This window comes from Citrobacter sp. LJND-P06, assembly GCF_058188415.1.
In genome coordinates, this window is record NZ_CP187317.1 from 792,256 (window position 1) to 812,418 (window position 20,163).

A 20,163-nucleotide genomic window follows, 5' to 3' on the forward strand; every position below is an offset into this window, starting at 1 on the left:
TAAGGTATAGGACGCCCTGAGAACGGCTTATCTCATTTCCGCAGACGACATTTAATCGTTATTGAATCATGGAAACGGGCCGCCGAAGCGGCCCACGTCGTTACATTTTTTCCAGTGCGGTCAGTATTTTCTCCGGTGTGAAATGCCATTCCCGCAACCAGACGCCACAGGCATCATGAATCGCGGTCGCGATGGCGGGGGCGGCACCGTTAACACCGATTTCAGAGATGGATTTGGCGCCAAAGGGGCCGACTTTATCGTCGCTCGGCACCAGGACTGCACGAAAATCACGCGGAATATCGCCTATTTTGGGGGCGCCGTAGCTGCGCAGATCGCGGGTCAGCGGATGGCCTTGCGCGTCATAGAGAATTTCTTCGGTCAGGCTATGGCCGATAGCACGCATCGACGCACCGTAAATCTGTCCCAGCGCTAACTCTGGGTTCACCGGCGTGCCGCAGTCCAGCAATGCGTAGAATTTATCCAGACGGATTTCACCAGTACGCGTATTGACTGCGACTTCGGCAAAGTTTGCGCCATACGGGAAGGCGAAATCGGGGGTGATATAACTGGCGGTGGCAACCAGCGTACCAAAGCCGGTGCCAGTCTCCGCTTTATGGGCGATATCACCGTAGCTGACCTCTCCGTGTTTGCCGCGCACGACGCCTGGCGAGGCCAGTTGAACGTCGGCCAGAGGCTCACCCAGCATTTGCGCCCCGTGAAAGAGGATTTTTTCCCGCAGATTCTCCGCCGCTTTACGCGCCGCATTACCCGAGAAACAGGTTCCGGACGAGGCGTAGGCGCCTTTGTCGAAGAGCGCATGGTCGGTATCGCCTGAGATGACGTGAACCTCTTGCGGCGCACAGCACAGCACTTCCGCCGTCAGCTTCGTCACCACAGTGTCGAGTCCGGTTCCAATATCTGCGCCGCCGGAGTGAACGATAAAGGTGCCATCCGATTCCAGTTTGATCATGCAGTTGGCCTGATCGATATCCGGAATCCCCGATTTCTGCATAATGATGGCGACCCCACGACCTGTGCGCCAGTCACCGTCCTGCGGTTTGGGTGAAGTCCAGTTAATCATTTCACGTCCCTGGCGCAGGATCTCCTCCAGTGCGCAACTGGCGGCAGAAGGGACAGAGGTCGGCGCTTTACCTTCGCCGATTGCGCCGAGTATTTTCAGTTCTTGCCCTTCGTGAACCCGATTGCGTTCAATAATCTCAAGTTGGTCTATTTGCAACTGCTCAGCCAGCTCCGCCAGTGCCATGGTCATGGCAAACGTACCTTTAGGTGCGCCGTAACCCTGATAAGCGCCAGTGGGGCAAATATTGCTGTAGTAGGTGGTGACCTGAAAATCGACGTTGTCACAGGGGTACAGTGGCAGCGAAAGCGCAGGGCCGTTACAGGGGACGGTGAGGGAATGGTTGCCATAAGGCCCTGTATTGGCACGGAAATCCATTTTTACTGCTGTCAGGCGACCGTCTTTTTTCGCGCCCAGTTTCACCGTCACTTTCGCGACGTGGCGGGAAGTATTGGCTATAAACTCCTCTTCGCGGGTATAGCGGAAATAAACCGGACGCCCGGTCACGCAAGTGGCCCACGCGCAGACTTCTTCCAGCAGGATGTCCTGCTTGGAGCCAAAGCCGCCGCCCACGCGCTCCTTAATGACATGTACCTTGTGCTGCTTCAAGCCGACAAGACGCGCAACCTGACGGCGAAGGTGCCACGGAACCTGGGTTGAGGCGTGAATCACCAGGCGATCGCCGTCCATACGTGTAAAGCAGATATGAGGCTCTGCCGGGCACTGTTGCGCCTGAGTGGAGGAATAGGTGCGTTCGATAATGACATCAGCATCAGCAAAGCCCTTTTCCATATCGCCGATATGACCGTGAATGCTGGCCGCAATATTCTTCCGGGGGCGTGAGCCAATCGGGAAGTTGATGATCATGTGCTCGCCGCGCTGCGCCGCGTGGCGGTTATCTTCTTCCAGTGTGTCCGGCGCACCGGCGACATACACGACCGGTTCATCGTGAACCACCGGCGCGTCTTCTGCCATGGCTTCATCAATCGACATGACCGGCTTGAGCACTTCATACTCGACGTGGATGAGCTTCAATGCAGCCAGCGCAATCTCTTCGCTTTCCGCGACCACTGCGGCAACACGATCGCCGACGTGACGCAGTTTCTTACCAAACATACGGCGGTCGAGAGGAGAGGGTTCCGGCGCGCTCTGACCGCCCGGTGTGTAATAGATGTCCGGGCAGTTAAGATGGGTGATTACGTGAACCACGCCGGGCAGCGCTTGTGCTTTACTGACGTCCAGATCCGTAATGAGCGCGTGTGCGTGCGGGCTTCGCAACATTTTGATGACGCAAGCGTCTGGTGTAATGCGGTCTTCTACATAGCAGGGCTTGGCCTGCACCATTTTAGCGGCATCTGTTTTAGGCAAGAGTTTGCCAACCACAGCGAGGTCATCACGGAAGGTGGGCGCAATATTGATACTGGCCTGCGGGTCGTTTTTACGCGCCACAGCCAGCTCGATCACCTGATAGTATTGCTGCCAACCCGCATCGCGGCTAAACAAACCAGAGAGTGCATCATCGATATCTTCACGGGTGGGGAGGGCGATACGATCGAGCAGATCGCTGATAATCAGGGCGGCGGCCGGATCGTTGTATCCGGATTGTACTACACCGGTATCGACCATTGCCTGCTGCACCAGGCTCAGTTCATTCCATTTACCCAGGGATTCTGTCGTGCTGATCTTTGCCTGATCTAACTGCGCGGCGATCAGCAGGGAGGCGTTGACGATGCGTCCGTTATACAGAATCGCGTCGGAGCCGGCGAAGCCGAAGCCGTCGTCACTGTTGCGTACTGAGTGCATACCCAGGTTGAACAGCAGTGCTTGCGCGTTTTCGCCAGGATTCACTTTCATCTCCTGCGCCGCGCCGTTTAACGTAAAGTGAATTATCATACGGCTTCCTCCCCGGCCTGCTGGCAGTCAGCATAAAGATCGGCCACCAGGACTCCTGTGATATAGCGCTTATACGCTACGCTGCCTCGTACATCTTCCTGCGGGAATATTGCGTTAGCCACCGCGTGTTCCAGCGCGCTGCCTTCCAGTTTTTGCGTTTCCACATCGCGCAACCGTAGCGGTTTGTCTGTCACGCCATCCAACGCGATGCGTATACCGTCGTGTTCTGTTAGCGCAACGGCCGCGGTCACCACGGTTAATCCTGCCTGCGAGCGGCTGACTTTGCGGGTGGCGCAGGGGATGTATGGATCTTTAATGATAATTTCAGTCAGCAGACGATCGCGTGGGGAGGCCAGATAGCTCTCCAGTGACAGGTTTTCGCCGTTACCAAAAACCAACTGCGTATCCAGAGCCAGCAGCACGGGGAGTAAAACGGATTCTTCCTGTAGGGCGGCTATTTCACCACCGATGGTTGACTGGTTGCGTAAATGGCGGGAGTAGATAAAACCTAACGCTTCCCGTAGCGCAGCCGGGAGGTAGCGGGCATCGCGTAAGGGTTGCAGGCGAGTCATCGCCCCGATGCGCAATGCGCCGTTGTCCCAGTCCACCCAATCCAGTTCCAGATCCTGCAAGGAAATGGCAATACGTTTCTCGGTACGTGTCGGAGTGGCATTGAGTTTGCTGCCCCCGGCAAACCAGATGGCATCGTCCTGGTAGCGGCGCTTAAGTTCCAGCGCCTGTTCTACGGAGTCGGGCCTGAAAAATTGTTCAATCATCATCTTTCCTCATCAATCCCTCTCCTTTGAAGGAGAGGGCGTGGGCTATGCCAGTGCATCCATCCGGCGCCACATACTGGCGGCGACTTTTCTGGCCTGCGCATAAATTGAATCACAATCGAAAGTGAACTGGCGGTCTTCATACACCATCACGCCATTTACCATGACGCTATGCACACTGCCGGAACCGAGGCCGAAAGCGATATGCCCGGCGACGTTTTCTGCCACCAGTGGGGTCGGCGCAGAATAATCGAACAGCGTTAAATCAGCTTTGTAGCCTGCTTCCAGTCGACCAAAGTTCGCTCCGAAGTTACGACTCAACAGCTCGTTACCGTTAGCCAGCGCTTTCGCAAAACTGTCTGGCCATAGCGGTCCGCCAGCGTCGCGATGTTTGAAGAAGGCAAACTTCATCTCTTCAAGCATGTCGGAGCCGATACCGTCAGTACCCAATGCCAGATTGCGAATGTGGGTAAGGTGAGGGTTGTAGCCGACATGGTTATTCATGTTGGAACGGGCGTTATGCACCAGGAAGGCATCCTGCTGATTCAGCAGAGCGATATCCTCAGCAGACAGATACAGGCCGTGCGCCACCAGTGTTTTACTGTCGATAAGGTCGTATTCGGCCAGCCTGACCAGCAAATCTTTGCCGTACAGGTGGTGGCTGTGGGAAACGTCGTAAAGGTCTTCAGCGGCATGGATATGTAACCCACGCTTCGTCGCTTTAACCGCTTCGCGTAGCATCTCCAGCCCGGCGTCCGGTACCGTAAAGGGGGCGTGAGCGCCAATATGCGCTTCGACCAGATACGGCTCACTTCCGGTTTTACGCGCGTCATCTATCTGGCGAGCGAAACGAATATTCTCCTCAACGCCTTCCTGTAACTCTTTGATTCCATTGTTACGGTCAGTGGTTTCAAAGCAGGTCATGGCGCGCAGGCCAACGTTTAAAAATGCGCTGCGCAGCGTGGAGAGCGACCCGGCAATGTATGCCGGGGACGCATGGTGATCGATGACCGCTGAGCATCCGCTCTTAATGGCCTCCATTGAGCAAATCAGCCCGCTGTAGTAGAGCGACTCTTCATCCAGCGCGCGATCCAGTCGCCACCAGAGGTTTTTCAGCGTCGAGATAAAATCCGGGCTGGGGGCGATGTTCGCCATGATCCCGCGTGATAAACCGGAGTAAAAATGGTTATGCGCACAGACCAGCCCTGGCATCACAATCCGGCCATGCATCTCTTTCCACTGCGCTGCCGGGTAGCGCTGCGTCAGCGCATCGCCGATGTCGACGATAACGTCTTTTTCGATGGCAATATCAACGCCTTCCTGCACTTTTGCCGGATGGAGTTGCACGGCGGTGACATTTTTCAGTATTAACATGATTACGCCTCCACCCGACCCAGCAGGTAATGATGATGCTGGTGGACTTCACTGATGATGCGGCACATTTCATCCAGCTCTGGCGGTATGCTGGCGAACTGACCTTCGCTGTTAATGTTTAATACCCAGTTTTGACGATTGAGCCGTACCCGCACCTGGTCATTTGCCACCAGGAATCCTGGATTGCTGCTGTTGTCGAAATCCTGTGGCAGGCTGAAGACAGTGATCTTGTCTTTGTATGGTTTACCTTGCCACGGGCAGAATTGGGCGCAGTTGCCGCATTCGTTGCAGTACGCGTCCAGGTGCAGTGTCTGGAAGCGATTCTGGAAGCCAGGCACCGGAATCGAAACGTTGGCGCGGTTCGGACAGACGTCAACGCACTTGCTGCAGACATAGTTGCATTCAAGGCAGCGCGCCGCTTCCTGCGCCACAAACGCGTGGCGATCGTTTTTGTCGACCATCGCCACGGATATCGCGCCTTTGCGTTGGTAGATCTCTGCGGGGCTGACGTTGCTCCAGCGCTTATCTCCGTGATGGGAACGAATATTTTCCCGATAGAGAATGGTATCCGCAGCCCGACGTGCCGAGTCGATAGCCGCAACGATGGATGAGGGGCCACGCTGGACGTCGCCAATCATAAAGACGTTGGTAAGACGTGTTTCACCGCTATTGTTGACCTCCGGCCAGCCATTTTTATCCAGCGGCACACCCATTGCATTTAACGCCTCGGTATCCTGCTGCTCGCCAATGGCCGTGATCAGGCTATCGACATGGAGGGTCAGGGTTTCGTTAGTTTCGACGGGACGGCGTCGACCTTTCTCATCGGGTTCGCCAAGTGACATCACACGCAGCGTTAGCGTGCCGTCGGCATCAAAGCGTTCTGGATTGTTCAGGAAACGGAATTCGACGCCATCATGCAGCGCTTCTTCATACTCTTCGCGCCAGGCGGGCATTTCCTGTAAAGAGCGACGATAAACGACGGTGGCTTTTTCCACGCCAGGCACGCGAAGCGCGGCGCGTGCGCAATCCATCGCGGTGTTACCTGCGCCGACGATCGCGACATGTTTGCCCAGCGTCAGGTTTGCTCCCGCGTTGTATTCGCGCAGGAAGGGGAGTGATTTCCAGATGTGTGGATTATCGCCCTCCAGTTTTACGCCGCTGTTTTTATCGGTACCGGTCGCGATCAGGACATACTGGTAGCCCTGATTTTTTAACTGCTCAACGGTCAGATCCGGTGCGCAGCCATATTCAAACTTCACGCCGTGAGCGGCGACAAAGTCGATATCATGCTGAATTAACTCCGCCGGAATACGGAACTGAGGGATGATATTTTTCACCACGCCGCCCGCATTTGCTTCACGTTCGAACAGGGTGACGGAATGCCCAGCCCGGGCGAGGAAGTAACCTGCGGCGAGTCCCGCAGGGCCTGCGCCAATCACCGCGACAGGATGACGTGAACCGGAACCGGCCGGTTTATGCCAACGTTGTTTGTACTCTTCCCAGCCTTTCTCCAGTGCGACTTTTTTAAGTTCGCGGATATTCAGCGCGCTGTCATAGTCCAGTCGGGTACAGTTGTACTGACACTGATGATCGCAGATATGGCCGGTGATAGCCGGGAGGGCGTTGCGTTGATAGATAAGTTCCAGCGCGTCGGCGTAGCGGTGCTCGCCGAGCAGGCGAATGTATTCAGGAATATCCTGTTTGATGGCGCAGGCTGTAATGCAGGGCGCGACATAGCAGTCGGTAAGCGGTAAACCTTCAGCAACGTCAATACGCTCTTCTGGCTTCCAGTGCTTCTGCGTGTACTCCATGGTAATGGCGTCTTCCGCCAGTGCGTTCAGGCGTGCGACATCGACGTGTTGCATCTCCCACGCATCCGAGGATTCCAGTTCCCGCATACAGGCGCTCAGGCGCAGGTAACCACCGGGTTTCAACAGGTCGGTTGCCATGGTGATAGGGCGAATACCGGTATCAAAGATATCGCGGATAGTGAGCTGGCTTGCGCCGCCGGAATAGGAGATAGGTAATTTGCCGTCGAAGGCGCGGGAAAGAACGGCTGCCACATTGATGGAGAGTGGGAATAGCGCCCGACCGGACATGTACATCTCTTCGCCGGGGAGGGCGCCTTTGTTATTAATTGTTCCCAGCGTGTTCGTCAGTTTAACGCCGAAACCGAGTGATTTTTCTTTTGCCAGCGCCATCAACCGTTGCAGCATTTCCAGGGCCTGAGCCAGCTTAAGATCGTGCTCGAAAGACTCCTCTTTCAGTCCAATGTAACCGAAGCCGCAGTTATCAAGAATTTCACGCACTCTCTCGTAACCCAATAGCGTTGGGTTGAGCTTCACGAAAGTATTTAACCCTTTCTCTTCTAACATGTAGCGGCAGATGGCTTCGATTTCGTGTGGTGGACAACCGTGCATTGTCGAAAGCGTGACCCCTTGCACCATGCTGGCAGGGATGCGGGCAGGTAATGAGTGCAGATTTTCCCGGTGTTGGAGAAGGTCGTGACGCGCCAAAAAGGCGTCGTCATGCAGCCACTGATGGAGCGTGTCGCGGTATTGCGCGAACTTCGGATGTGCCGATGCGTCCATCATATTGTCGATGAACTGTTGCATCGGTGGCTGTTTAATTCCGTCAAGGTTGTAGCCGACGCTCATATTAAAGATAAATGATTTACCTGCGTTTGAGTCAGAAGGCTGCAGTAACTGTTCCAGCAAGTGCAGGGCAAACCAGGCTTTGAGATATTCATCCCAGGCTTTAAGCAGCGTGAACTCGGTAGACCATTCGGTGTTAAAGCACTCATCCTCAGCATCGATACAGGGTTTTTCCAGCTCCAGGCGATCCAGGATCTGGACAGTTTTGAGTTCGATGAAGCGACCACCGGTTAGCCAGGAGGTGATAATGTTTTGGGCAAGCTGAGTGTGCGGGCCAGCGGCGGGACCGACGGGAGTGGCACAGGTTTCACCAAATACGCTGACCGACTTCCCTTTTTCTGGCGAGTAAAACTGTTGTTCGGGAATACCAAAGATAGAGCGTTGTTGTTGGTATTCATCAAATATGCGCGTCAAAAGCTCCTCAAACGGAATGGGACGCATAATATCCCCCATAACCCTCTCCTTAGCTTATACAGATATCATTGATTGACCGGTGTAGAGAAATCCGGCGGTTTGGGGATATAGAGCAACATTCGCACCACTCTTACGAATTAACGGCATAAAAATAAAATTTTGTGAGGAGCTTCTAATCTTAGATATGCTTTGTGAAATATCTCACAGATACCAGATGAGAATTAAAATCAGTCTGGGTGGATATTGATGGTGCCTGGTTGAATGGCTTGATTAATTTTCTCAAAATAGCGAGATCTTATCATTATGATAAGGGGGGAGAATGCAGTAAAAATATTTGAACGCAATCGTTTAACTCCGCTGATTAATTTTGTTATTACCTATTCCTCGCACGGATAAAATCCTCGGGGGTATCGATATCTAAAGTAATGCCAGCCTCTGTCATTTCAATCGTATAATGTTCACCCAACAGTAATGCCTGGCGCATACTACTGACATTGGGTTGGGATATCGCCTGTATCAGACACGTTTTCGGTAATAAAACAGGGTGTCCTGGCCGACCTTTATAGTATGGAATGAGTGCGCCATTATTACGTAACGACCAGAGTTTGCTAAAAATATTCGCATTCAGGCAGGGCATGTCGCCATGCGTGATAAAGCAGTATTCGCTGCTCACTGCGGTGGCTGCCGTTTGTATTGACGAAAATAATCCATGGGCATACTCTGGGTTGTGCGTAATAATGATATTCGACTGGTCAGCATAGCGATGATGAAGTTCATCGGCGCGATGGCCAGTGACTAGAATAATTCGGCTGCAAAATTGCAGCGCATTTTTGATACTTGCATCAAGAATTGTTCCCTCTTGCCAGGGTAACATCATTTTCCATTTTCCCATTCTTGATGATAATCCGGCGGCAGTAATTATGCAGTCGATGTCTGGCATAGTGATTCCTTTATTTTGTTGTTATGGCATGACCAGAGAATGTCGTCACCACAGAGGCTCATGAAGGATAGTGAAGAGTATAATAACCCCCACGTCGTTATTCTTTGATTTGGGTGTACAGAAACATCCGACGATTATTTCGGTTGTCGGCGCCGGAGGAAAAACCAGTACCCTTTTCTGGTTGGCTCAACTTTTTCACGCTTGCGGTCGACGGGTGTTGATTACGACGACCACGCATATGTTTCTGCCCCAGACACCCTGGCCGATTATCTTCTGTCACGAACCCGCGAAATTACCTCATCAACAACTCATGCAACCGATACAGGTATGTTTTCACGCATGGAAAGCGCCATTGGGTAAAGCGCGTGGCTTTCAGCCCGCCGTCATTGACGCGTTAGTTGAACGGCCAGAATGTGACGTGATTCTCGTCGAAGCTGATGGCGCGCGCGGATTTCCGCTGAAAGCGCCGGATGAGCACGAACCTTGCATACCTGAATGCAGTTGCAGTGTGATTGCCGTCATGGGCGGGCATACCCTGGGGCAAAAAACAGGGGCAGACAATGTGCATCGATGGTCGACGTTTGCTGGGATCACTGGCCTGAGGGCTGATGTTCCCCTACGACTGAGGGATCTTATCCGGCTGGTTCAACATCCACAGGGCGCATTTAAGAACACTCCGCCAACCAGTCGGCGGATCTGGTTCATCAACCGTTTTTCTCAATGTGAGAATCACGTTGATGAAAATGAACTGATTCAACCGCTATTACAGGGAGATATAGATGCCGTCTGGTTGGGGGATGCTCAGGAACGCCCTGCAATCACACGCAGATTTGTGAGATAGCGACCCCGGGGAAACCGGGTTACCGAAAGGATATCCATTGAGGTTTTTATGAATATTTTCACAGAGGCTGCAAGACTTGAAACGTTAAATTGTCCGTTTGCGCTGGCGCAAATTGTTGATAGCCGGGGGTCAACGCCCCGTCATTGCGCGCAAATGCTGGTACGTCAGGATGGGTCTATTATCGGAACCATTGGCGGTGGGATGGTAGAACGAAAAGTTATTGAGGAAGCGCTACAGGCGTTGCAAGAGAGAAAACCGCGTCTGTTTCATGGGCGGATGGCCCGTAACGGCGCTGATGCCGTGGGATCGGATTGCGGGGGGGCGATGTCCGTGTTTATTAGTGTGCACGGTCTGCGACCTCGTCTGGTATTAATCGGCGCCGGGCATGTGAATCGCGCAATCGCGCAGGGCGCAGCGCTGCTGGGGTTTGATATTGCCGTGGCGGATATCTATCGCGACAGTTTAAACCCAGATTCCTTTCCTCCGTCTGTCCACTTATTGCATGCCGACTCCTTTGCCGCCGCCGTGGATGCGCTGGAGATCCGGGACGATAATTTTGTCCTCATTGCCACGAACAATCAGGATCGGGAAGCGTTAGATAAATTGATCGAACGACCCGTTGCGTGGCTCGGCCTGTTGGCGAGTCGCCGTAAAGTCCAACTTTTCATGCGCCAGTTGCGGGAAAAAGGCGTCAATGAAGAACACATTGCCCGCTTGCATGCTCCGGTGGGGTATAACATTGGCGCTGAAACGCCGCAGGAGATTGCGGTAAGCGTGCTGGCGGAAATCTTACAGGTTAAAAACAATGCGCCTGGCGGATTGATGATGCGAGCGGCACATCCGTCCGGGCATCAACGCGTGGTGATTCGTGGCGCGGGGGATATCGCCAGTGGTGTGGCGTTGCGTTTGTTCCATGCCGGATTCAAAGTTTTCATGCTGGAAGTGGAAAAACCGACGGTGATCCGCCGTAGCGTAGCATTTGCCCAGGCCGTATTCGATGGGGAGATGACGGTAGAAGGCGTGACGGCGCAACTGGCAACCACCTCCGGGGAAGCGCTCACGTTGTCGGATCGCGGTTTTATTCCCGTATTGATTGATCCTGACTGTACGCTGATTGATGAGCTGCAACCTGTTTGCGTGGTGGATGCGATTCTGGCAAAACAAAACCTCGGTACACGCGCCGATATGGCACCAGTGACGATAGCCCTGGGGCCGGGATTTACGGTGGGTGAAGACTGTCATGCGGTGATTGAAACAAATCGCGGGCACTGGCTCGGGCAAGTCATTTACTCTGGTTGCGCCCTGGAGAATACCGGCGTTCCTGGAAATATTATGGGGCATACTTCCCGGCGCGTGATCCGTGCGCCAGCTGCGGGCATTATGCGAACCAACGTTAAATTAGGCGACCTGGTGGAAGAGGGCGACGTGATTGCCTGGATTGGCGAAAATGAAATTAAAGCGCCGCTGTCGGGCATGGTGCGTGGATTGTTAAATGACGGGCTGGCGGTCGTAGGCGGTTTTAAAATTGGCGATATTGACCCCCGTGGAGAGACGGCTGATTTTACCAGCGTATCCGATAAAGCAAGAGCGATTGGCGGCGGTGTCCTGGAGGCCTTAATGATGCTGATGCATCAGGGCGTGAAATCGACTAAGGAAGTACTGGAAGTTGCCTGACGTCGAATCGCCGGCTTGTTCTGTGCTTATCTTATCGGGCCTACAACGCAGATTCGCCATGTAGACCCGATAAGACGTGTTAGCGTCGCCAGCGGCGCACGGGTTACTGGCAAATGACCGTGCCGGTTTTCCCTTCAATCCCTTCTTTCGCTTTGCTCAACACTGTAATTAAGGCTTCGCGTCCTGGACGGGAGCGGGCAAATGTGGCAGCCGCTTCGACTTTTGGCAGCATTGACCCTTTGGCAAAATGACCTTCGTTGATAAAGCGTTCTGCATCGGTTAGTGACAGGCGATCCAGCCACTGTTCATTTTCTTTACCAAAGTTAATCGCCACTTTTTCGACAGCGGTCAGGATGATGAGCATATCCGCATCGATAATCTCTGCCAGTCGGGCGCTGGCCCAGTCCTTGTCGATGACGGCGCTGGCGCCACGTAAATGATGACCCTCACGAATCACCGGAATACCGCCGCCGCCAACCGTAATAACGACCTGACCTGCTTCAACCAGCGCTTTGACCGTCTCTTTTTCGATAATGTCTACCGGTTTAGGTGACGCGACAACGCGGCGGTAACCCCGACCCGCATCTTCTTTCAACGTATAACCTTGCTTCTCAAGTTGTTCTGCTTCCTGTTGAGTGAAGAACGAGCCGATCGGTTTGGTCGGGTTGAGGAAGGCGGGATCGTTGGCGTCGACTTCGACCTGCGTCACCAGCGTTGCAACCGGGTTGTGCATACCGCGAGAGAGTAACTCTTCGCGCAGCGCATTTTGCAGATCGTAGCCGATATAGCCCTGGCTCAATGCCACGCAGACAGACATTGGCAGCATGGGGGAGTGCGCTTGTGTTTTTGATGCGGCTTCAAATGCCTGGTTGATCATGCCTACCTGAGGCCCATTGCCGTGGGTGACAATCACCTGATGGCCTTGCGCAATTAAATCCACAATGGCCTGAGAGGTAATTTTAACCGCCTGCATCTGTCCCGCCAGATCGTCTCCCAACGCATTGCCGCCCAGCGCGAGAACAATTTTCTTACTCATTTTTCCTCACTCATTTTATTCAGTTGTCTGTTTTATGAATCCCGGGCTGTCATTACATCGCGGGAGGCGTAAATGCTTTACGTCGCAGGAATCGTCCACGACCCGCTTTACCGGTAAAGACGCCATCGCAGAAAAGGGTTTCACCACGGGAGAGGGTTCGGACAATCGTTCCCTGACAGCGGAATCCCTCCCAGGGGGAGTAATCAGCGTTATCGTGCAGGTCGGCATGGCGAATCTCCTGGCGTTGCCGCGGATCGATAATGACCACATCGCCATCAGAACCTGGCGCAAGCCGCCCTTTTTGCGGCCACAGGCCGAACAGCCTGGCGGGCATTGCGCTGGTTAAATCGACAAAGCGCTCTGGGGTAATACGTCCGCTCATGACGCCGTGGGAGAAAAGGAGCGACATGCGGTTTTCCACACCGGGTAACCCATTGGGGCAACGGCTGAAATCGCCGCCGGAGATCTGCTGGCGTTGTGCCATCGAAAATGTGCAGTGATCGGTTGCCACCACATCGACCGCACCGTCGCTGATGCCGCACCAGAGTTTGTCCTGCTCGCGAACATTACGTAACGGTGGGCTGAGGATGAACTTCAGGCCGTCTTCTGCGTCATAACGACGCTCGTCGAGCAGGAGATACTGCGGACAAGTTTCCACCCATACCGGCTGATGATTGGCTCTGGCCAGGCGTAAATAGTCCAGCCCTAATCCGTTGGACAAGTGGACGATATACAGCGGTGCGTTGCCCGCGAGCTGCGCAAGATTGATCATCCGGGCAATAGCTTCAGCTTCACACTCCAGCGGTCGACTCAGCGCGTGATAGCGGGGGGACGTTAACCCTGCCACGATAAATTCCGCCCGTTTACTGGCGATAGCGGCGTCATTTTCCGGGTGTACGGTGGTCAGCGCGCCGGACTCATGCAAACGGCGCAGCGCTTGCAGCGTTTCGTCATCATTGAGTTTGTACTGATACGTCAGATACAGTTTGAAACTGCTGATCCCCTCATCCACCATCATCGGGATCTCATCGAGGATGGCGTGATTGATATGCTGAATGACGCCGTGGAAGCTGTAATCGATCACCGCTTTGTGTGCGGCATAACCGTGGTAAACCTCCAGTTGATGACGCAGCCGACATCCTGTCGGTCCAAATCCCATATGGTCGATAATGGTTGTTGTACCGCCACACGCCGCCGCGCGGGTACCGGTAAAAAAATCATCACAGCTACGGGCAAGTCCGACATCAATATTGAAATGTGTATGCACATCCACGCCACCGGGGAAAACATAACAGCCATCAGCGTCAATCACTTCACAGGGGAGCTGTGGCGTAATTTCTGTGTCCAGTTGGCGTACGATGCCGCTCTCAATCAGTAAGTCTTGTTTTGCTTGTCCGTCAGCGTTAACGACTGTGCCATTTTTGATTAATACGCGCATAGCAGACTCCATGTTCCCTCCGGCGAACCGGAGGGAGAGGCGTGAAGGATAATTATTGGGTTGCCAGCCAGCTCAGTGGAATCGCTGCGTACATTGCGGCGCAGGTGACCAGATGAGATTTCCAGGTTTTCTCGTTCGGCGCATGGGCTTCTGGCTCTTTGCCTGGGCCAAAGCCGATGACCGGAATACCGTGACGTCCCATGATCGAGACACCGTTGGTGGAGAACGTCCATTTATCAACGACCGGCGTTTTACCAAACAACCCTTCATAGGCGCTGACAAGCGCTTTAACGGTGAAATGATCTTCCTCTACTTTCCAGGTCGGGAAGTAGCATTCGGTTGGGTATACCAGTCCGGTCCAGGATGGGCGGTCGTAGTTGTACATGGAGACAACGGCGTTTGCGCTCTTGACCGCAGGCAGGGCGCGGATTTCATCCAGCGCGCCTTCCCAGGTTTCACCCCAGGTCAGGCGGCGGTCGATAGAAACAGCACAACTGTCTGCGACGGCACAGCGACTGGGTGAAGTGAAGAAAATTTCAGAAACGGTCAGTGTGCCTTTACCGAGGAATTCGTCATGGCCCAGGTGTTGTGAAAGTTCTTGTAATTCGTTGAGGATCGGGCCCATTTTGAAGATGGCGTTATCCCCGCGTTCCGGCGCCGAACCGTGACAACTGACACCCTGCACATCGATGCGAATTTCCATGCGTCCGCGCTGCCCGCGATACACCTGGCAGTCGGTTGGTTCGGTACTCACGACGAATTCCGGGCGGATGCCTGACTGCTCGATAATGTACTGCCAGCACAGGCCGTCGCAGTCCTCTTCCTGCACCGTACCGGTGACCAGCAGCGTGTATTCATCTTCCAGACCGAGGTCTTTAATGATCTTGCCAGCGTAAACCATTGACGCCATGCCGCCTTCCTGGTCGGACGTACCGCGCCCGCCGATCAGCTCATCGGTTTCCATCCCTTTGTAGGGATCGAATTCCCAGTTTTTGATATTACCGATACCTACGGTATCAATGTGGGCGTCCATTGCGACCAGCCGGGGGCCGTGACCGATATAGCCGAGGATGTTGCCCATCGGATCGATTTCTACCTTATCGAAGCCGACTTTTTCCATCTCTTCTTTAATACGATGTATGACGCGTTTTTCATCGCAGCTTTCGCTGGGGATGGCGACCATATCGCGCAGGAAGCGCGTCATATCGGCCTGGTAGTCTTTTGCTTTTTCCAGAATCAATTTGAATGGAATGTGCTTAGCCATTATTTTTCTCCAGTATTTAACCCCGTATCTCCTACGGAGTCTGTTCCAATAGGGGGATTACGGTGCGACCGGATGTTTGCCTTCCCAGACGACTTCACGATAGTGCTTCACATCGGTATCGCCTTCAGTACTGATAACCAGTACGACGGAGTCTTTATTCAGCGCCAGTTTTTCCATCAGTGTCTGACGTTGTGGGTGATGATGAACCGCCGCCAGAACGCCTAAGCCTACAGCGCCAGACTCACCAGAGATGACTCGCGGATCGTTGCCCAATGGATTGCCCAACACGCGCATTCCCAGCGCGGCAACACTGTCCTGGCAGGAGATAAACTGTGTGGAGCAGTTACGCAAAATTTCCCAGCCGAGCGGGTTCGGTTCGCCACAGGCCAGACCGGCCATGATGGTGGCCATATCGCCGCCGACATTAACGATGTCACCTTTTACGCCTGAACGATAAATGCAGTCGGCTTTATCCGGCTCGACGATGATGCTGCGTAACTGTTGTGGCGTGTAGACATCCACCAGGTAGCCGAGTACACCGCCCGCCATTGCGCCAACGCCCGCTTGCAGCAGAACGTGGGTCGGTGTAACGCCCATCTCACGCATTTGTTCTACCGCTTCATCAGCCAGAGTTGCGTAACCCTGCATAATCCAGGTGGGAATTTTGGTGTAGCCTTCCCAGGCGGTATCTTGCACCACTTCCCAGCCATTTTGTTGGGCATGCTGCATGGTCAGGCGAACGGTATCGTCATAGTTCATGTCGGTGACAATACATTCTGCCCCGAGGTTGAGAATGGCATCAACGCGTTCCTGAGCGGAGCCTTTAGGCATGTAGATAACCGCATTTTGCCCGAGTTGTTGGGCTGCCCATGCGATGCCGCGACCATGGTTACCGTCAGTGGTTGTGGCGAACGTCATTTTTTCGCCAATGGTTTTTTTGAGCTGCTCGAAGGATAGCGTCTCTATATCAAGATGATATTTTTCGCAGAGCAGTCGGGCGATGGCGTAGGCGCCGCCGAGCATCTTGAATGCGTTAAGTCCAAAACGTTGTGATTCATCTTTGACGAGGATTTTTTTCACGCCAAAGAGGCTGGCAAGGCTGTCCAGCGCGCGGAGCGGCGTTGGATGATATCCAGCGATTTTCTGGTGGAACTGGCGTGCCACTCTGGCTTGTTTCTGCGAAAAGAGCGGTGACGTTTCGCCAGTATAAAAATGGTTATCGGCAATATCGATCTTCAATGAGAACACGGACATATCCTATCCTTTTGGCCTCCAGGAATGGAGAGCCGACCGGCAGGTCGGCTCGGGATTTTATTTCATGCGTACTTGTGCTTCTTTCAGCAATTGCTCAAGCAATGCGCCTGGTTTTGGATATTTACGGGACAGGATCATCGCGGCGATGATGTACGGTTTCCAACTGGCTTCTTTGTAGGTGGCAATGCGGTATTTTTCGAACACTTCCTCGGTGACTTCCCCCTCTTTGCAGGAGACGCCGCTGATGTCTGCGGGCAGACAGTGCATGTAAAGTGCTTCGCCATCGCGGGTGAGCTTCATCATCTCTTCAGTGCAGTGCCAGTCTTTGTGCTTCGCGTTCTGCTCCAGACACTGTTTTTCCAGATCTTTCAGGGCGGCGTGATCGTCCGCACGCAGAAGTTCCGTGCGTTTTTCCATCACTTTGTACGGGGCCCATGACTTCGGATAAACGATGTCTGCATCCTTGAACGCCTCTTCCATGCTGGTGACCTGACGGAAGCTGCCGCCTGAAGCATTCGCGTTGTTTTTCGCGACTTCGATAACATCCGGGATCAGGTCATAGCCTTCAGGGTGTGCCAGCGTGACATCCATACCAAAGCGGGTCATCAGACCGATAATGCCCTGCGGTACGGAAAGGGGTTTACCGTAGCTGGGTGAGTAAGCCCAGGTCATGGCGATTTTTTTACCTTTCAGGTTTTCCAGAGAACCAAAGTGTTCGCGCAGCCAGGCAAGGTCGGCCATCGCCTGGGTCGGGTGGTCGATGTCGCACTGTAAGTTGACCAGCGCTGGACGCTGCGGCAGAACGCCCTGTTTGTAACCGTCATCAAGTGCGGCACCGACTTCGCGCATATAGGCGTTGCCTGCGCCAAGATACATGTCGTCGCGAATGCCGATAGCATCAGCGCAGAAAGAGATCATATTGGCCGTTTCACGCACGGTTTCGCCGTGAGCGATTTGTGATTTTCCTTCATCGAGATCCTGCTGAGCCAGACCGAGCAGGTTGAGGGCGGAAGCATAAGAGAAGCGAGTACGGGTGGAGTTATCGCGGAAAACAGAGATACCTAATCCACTATTGAAGACTTTCGTCGCGATATTCTCGGCACGCAGTATTTTCAGCGCCGCAGCAACATCCAGTACTTGTTTTAGTTCGTCCGGCGTCTGCTCCCACGTTAACAAAAAGTCCTTCTCATGAAGGTGTGAGGTCAGCGAATTGATATCCTTTATCAGCTCATTAACAGTTTTCATTGTAAGGTCCCGGTAGTGGAATGACAGGCAAAAAACGGTTTATTTTGTTTCACTGTGACTAAGCCTCCTGATTGGGGTTATCACAGCCATACCTGGGACTAACAATAAGTGTGCCAGAATTATATAAATGGTGGCGAAAGCGTATTTTGTCAGGCTATATGTGCTCTTGATCACAAATTATGCTGGTGTATCCTAAAGGAATGAATTAGCGGAAACGTTTGGTTTTTAAATATTGCATTCGTCACTCTGCGTCGTCGTGAAAATTAATGTTGGTGTGTGCGTTACGACTCGCCAGTTTGATAAATTAATGCCGGTAATTCTCATATTGATATGGAAATGTGATTTCTCTTCCATAATTTCATTAGAAAATGATAAACAGCCCGTGTTTCTATCAAAGTAAATTCTGTCTGAGTTAATATCATTATATTTTACGAACCATAAATGTCCTAAATGATCAGTCATTTAAGCGATTCGGAAGGTAAAACATGGTGCTTGCAACTACGCAGTCCGTTTTGATGCATATTCAACCGACAATTCAGCGTTTCGCCAGAATGCTTGCCAGCGTTTTGCAACTTGAGGTTGAGATTGTCGATGAAAACCTGTGCCGCGTCGCAGGGACTGGCGCTTATGGAAAATTTCTCGGTCGTCAATTGAGCGGCAATTCCAGGCTGCTGAGCTATGTTCTGGAAACAAAAAAAGAAAAAGTCGTCACGCATTCCCGATTCGACCCGCTGTGTGAAGGGTGCGACAGCAAAGAAAATTGCCGTGAGAAGGCCTTCCTGGGAACCCCGGTTATTCTACAGGATCGATGTGTGGGAGTGATAAGTCTGATTGCGGTAACGCATGAGCAACAAGAACATATCAATGACAACCTACGGGAATTTTCAGATTACGTTCGCCATATATCCACGATTTTTGTTTCGAAACTCCTGGAGGATCAGGGCGGGAGTGACAGTATCAGTAAAATATTCTCGACGATGATTGAGAATATGGACCAGGGCGTGTTGGTTATTGATGAAGATAATCGTGTGCAGTTTGCTAATCAAACGGCGCTGAAAATACTCGGCGTTGTACAGAATAATATGGTTGGTAAATCAGTCAGGTTCAGACCGTTAACATTTGAAAGTAATTTCACCCATGGACATATGCAACATATAGTCTCCTGGGACGATAAAAGTGAGCTGATCATCGGTCAGTTACATAGCGTTCAGGGGCGGCAATTATTCCTGATGGCATTCCACCAGTCGCATACCAGTTCGTCCGTGGCGATTGCTCCGGACGAACCGCATATTGAACAACTGGTTGGTGAATGTCGGGTCATGCGCCAGCTTAAGCGCTTGATTGGCCGTATCGCTCCCAGTCCTTCCAGCATTTTGATTGTGGGGGAAAGCGGCACAGGAAAAGAGGTTGTTGCCAGGGCTATCCACAAACTGAGTGAGCGACGTAATAAACCCTTTATCGCCATTAACTGCGCGGCTATTCCGGAACAGTTGCTGGAAAGTGAGCTGTTTGGTTATGTGAAAGGTGCGTTTACCGGCGCATCTGTTAACGGAAAAACAGGCCTGATTCAGGCGGCTAATACCGGAACGCTGTTTCTTGATGAGATTGGCGATATGCCGTTAATGTTACAGGCGAAACTGCTGAGGGCCATTGAGGCGAGGGAGGTTTTGCCCATTGGCGCCAGTAGCCCGGTGCAGGTCGATATCCGTATTATCTCGGCCACTAACCAGAACCTTGGACAGTTCATTGCCGAGGGGAAATTCCGCGAAGACCTCTTCTACCGGCTGAACGTTATTCCGCTCACATTACCGCCTCTGCGCGAACGCCAGGAGGACATCGAACTGCTGGTGCATTATTTCCTGCATCTGCATACTCGTCGTTTGGGGCTGGTTTATCCGGGTATCGCACCGGATGTTGTGGCTCTGCTCAGGCGCCATCGCTGGCCAGGCAACCTGCGCGAATTGAGTAATCTGATGGAGTATCTGGTTAACGTTGTTCCCTCTGGTGAAGTGATAGACAGTACGCTTTTACCGCCGAATCTGACCTGCAATGGCAAAGCGCCAGACTCAGAAGGGGGTGCCACCAGTGCCACGCTTCTGCTGTCTGATGATGCCGGAGGTACTGCGCTGGAGGAGATGGAAAAACAGATGATCCGTGAAGCGCTGTCCCGGCACTCGAATAAAAAGCAGGTGGCAGATGAGCTTGGTATCGGTATCGCCACGCTGTATCGCAAGATCAAAAAGTATGAGCTGTTGAACGTATAAATCTTTTACTATCCGGCC

The 20,163-nt window shown here is 52.9% G+C and carries 13 protein-coding genes; 3 read left to right on the forward strand and 10 right to left on the reverse strand.

Annotated elements, in window-relative coordinates; all coding sequences use genetic code 11:
* Positions 1 to 100 precede the first annotated feature (100 nt).
* From ACO7SM_RS03830 to mocA, 5 genes are all read right to left on the reverse strand, one after another.
* Positions 101 to 2,971 (reverse strand): molybdopterin-dependent oxidoreductase Mo/Fe-S-binding subunit, encoded by a 2,871-nt coding sequence (locus tag ACO7SM_RS03830; protein ID WP_490469754.1) that lies wholly within the window; start codon positions 2,969 to 2,971, stop codon positions 101 to 103.
* Complete coding sequence (gene ygfM, locus ACO7SM_RS03835; RefSeq protein WP_490470861.1) at positions 2,968 to 3,747, reverse strand: molybdopterin-dependent oxidoreductase FAD-binding subunit; 780 nt, start codon at positions 3,745 to 3,747, stop codon at positions 2,968 to 2,970. Before ygfM ends, ACO7SM_RS03830 begins: the two co-directional genes overlap by 4 nt.
* A gap of 45 nt (positions 3,748 to 3,792) precedes the next feature.
* Entirely contained in the window at positions 3,793 to 5,121 is a 1,329-nt protein-coding gene (gene ssnA / locus ACO7SM_RS03840; protein ID WP_490469755.1) for a putative aminohydrolase SsnA, read from the reverse strand.
* A 2-nt stretch (positions 5,122 to 5,123) separates the two neighbouring features.
* The gene (gene ygfK / locus ACO7SM_RS03845) at positions 5,124 to 8,228 is read right to left on the reverse strand and encodes a putative selenate reductase subunit YgfK (RefSeq protein WP_490469756.1); all 3,105 of its coding nucleotides are present in this window, start codon (positions 8,226 to 8,228) and stop codon (positions 5,124 to 5,126) included.
* 334 nt (positions 8,229 to 8,562) lie between these two features.
* Entirely contained in the window at positions 8,563 to 9,129 is a 567-nt protein-coding gene (gene mocA / locus ACO7SM_RS03850) for a molybdenum cofactor cytidylyltransferase (protein WP_490469757.1), read from the reverse strand.
* Between the two features lie 70 nt (positions 9,130 to 9,199).
* Between mocA and yqeC the strand changes: the two genes are divergently transcribed.
* Both yqeC and yqeB read left to right on the forward strand, forming a co-directional pair.
* Complete coding sequence (gene yqeC, locus ACO7SM_RS03855; protein WP_490469758.1) at positions 9,200 to 9,970, forward strand: selenium cofactor biosynthesis protein YqeC; 771 nt, start codon at positions 9,200 to 9,202, stop codon at positions 9,968 to 9,970.
* A 48-nt stretch (positions 9,971 to 10,018) separates the two neighbouring features.
* A complete protein-coding gene (gene yqeB / locus ACO7SM_RS03860; protein ID WP_490469759.1) occupies positions 10,019 to 11,644 on the forward strand; it encodes a selenium-dependent molybdenum cofactor biosynthesis protein YqeB in 1,626 nt (541 codons plus the stop codon).
* A 103-nt stretch (positions 11,645 to 11,747) separates the two neighbouring features.
* Here the strand turns inward: yqeB and arcC are convergent, their stop codons facing one another.
* From arcC to ygeW, 5 genes are read right to left on the reverse strand one after another with little or no spacing between them, the layout of a single operon-like run.
* Entirely contained in the window at positions 11,748 to 12,680 is a 933-nt protein-coding gene (arcC, locus tag ACO7SM_RS03865; RefSeq protein WP_490469760.1) for a carbamate kinase, read from the reverse strand.
* A gap of 52 nt (positions 12,681 to 12,732) precedes the next feature.
* Positions 12,733 to 14,118 (reverse strand): dihydropyrimidinase, encoded by a 1,386-nt coding sequence (gene hydA / locus ACO7SM_RS03870; RefSeq protein WP_490469761.1) that lies wholly within the window; start codon positions 14,116 to 14,118, stop codon positions 12,733 to 12,735.
* 52 nt (positions 14,119 to 14,170) lie between these two features.
* Positions 14,171 to 15,382, reverse strand: coding sequence for a YgeY family selenium metabolism-linked hydrolase (locus ACO7SM_RS03875; RefSeq protein WP_490469762.1), 1,212 nt, complete (start codon positions 15,380 to 15,382; stop codon positions 14,171 to 14,173).
* Positions 15,383 to 15,439: 57 nt separating this feature from the next.
* Complete coding sequence (dpaL, locus tag ACO7SM_RS03880) at positions 15,440 to 16,636, reverse strand: diaminopropionate ammonia-lyase (protein WP_490469763.1); 1,197 nt, start codon at positions 16,634 to 16,636, stop codon at positions 15,440 to 15,442.
* Positions 16,637 to 16,693: 57 nt separating this feature from the next.
* The gene (gene ygeW / locus ACO7SM_RS03885; protein WP_192613383.1) at positions 16,694 to 17,881 is read right to left on the reverse strand and encodes a knotted carbamoyltransferase YgeW; all 1,188 of its coding nucleotides are present in this window, start codon (positions 17,879 to 17,881) and stop codon (positions 16,694 to 16,696) included.
* A gap of 485 nt (positions 17,882 to 18,366) precedes the next feature.
* Between ygeW and ACO7SM_RS03890 the strand changes: the two genes are divergently transcribed.
* A complete protein-coding gene (locus ACO7SM_RS03890) occupies positions 18,367 to 20,145 on the forward strand; it encodes a sigma 54-interacting transcriptional regulator (RefSeq protein WP_490469764.1) in 1,779 nt (592 codons plus the stop codon).
* Positions 20,146 to 20,163: the final 18 nt, after the last annotated feature.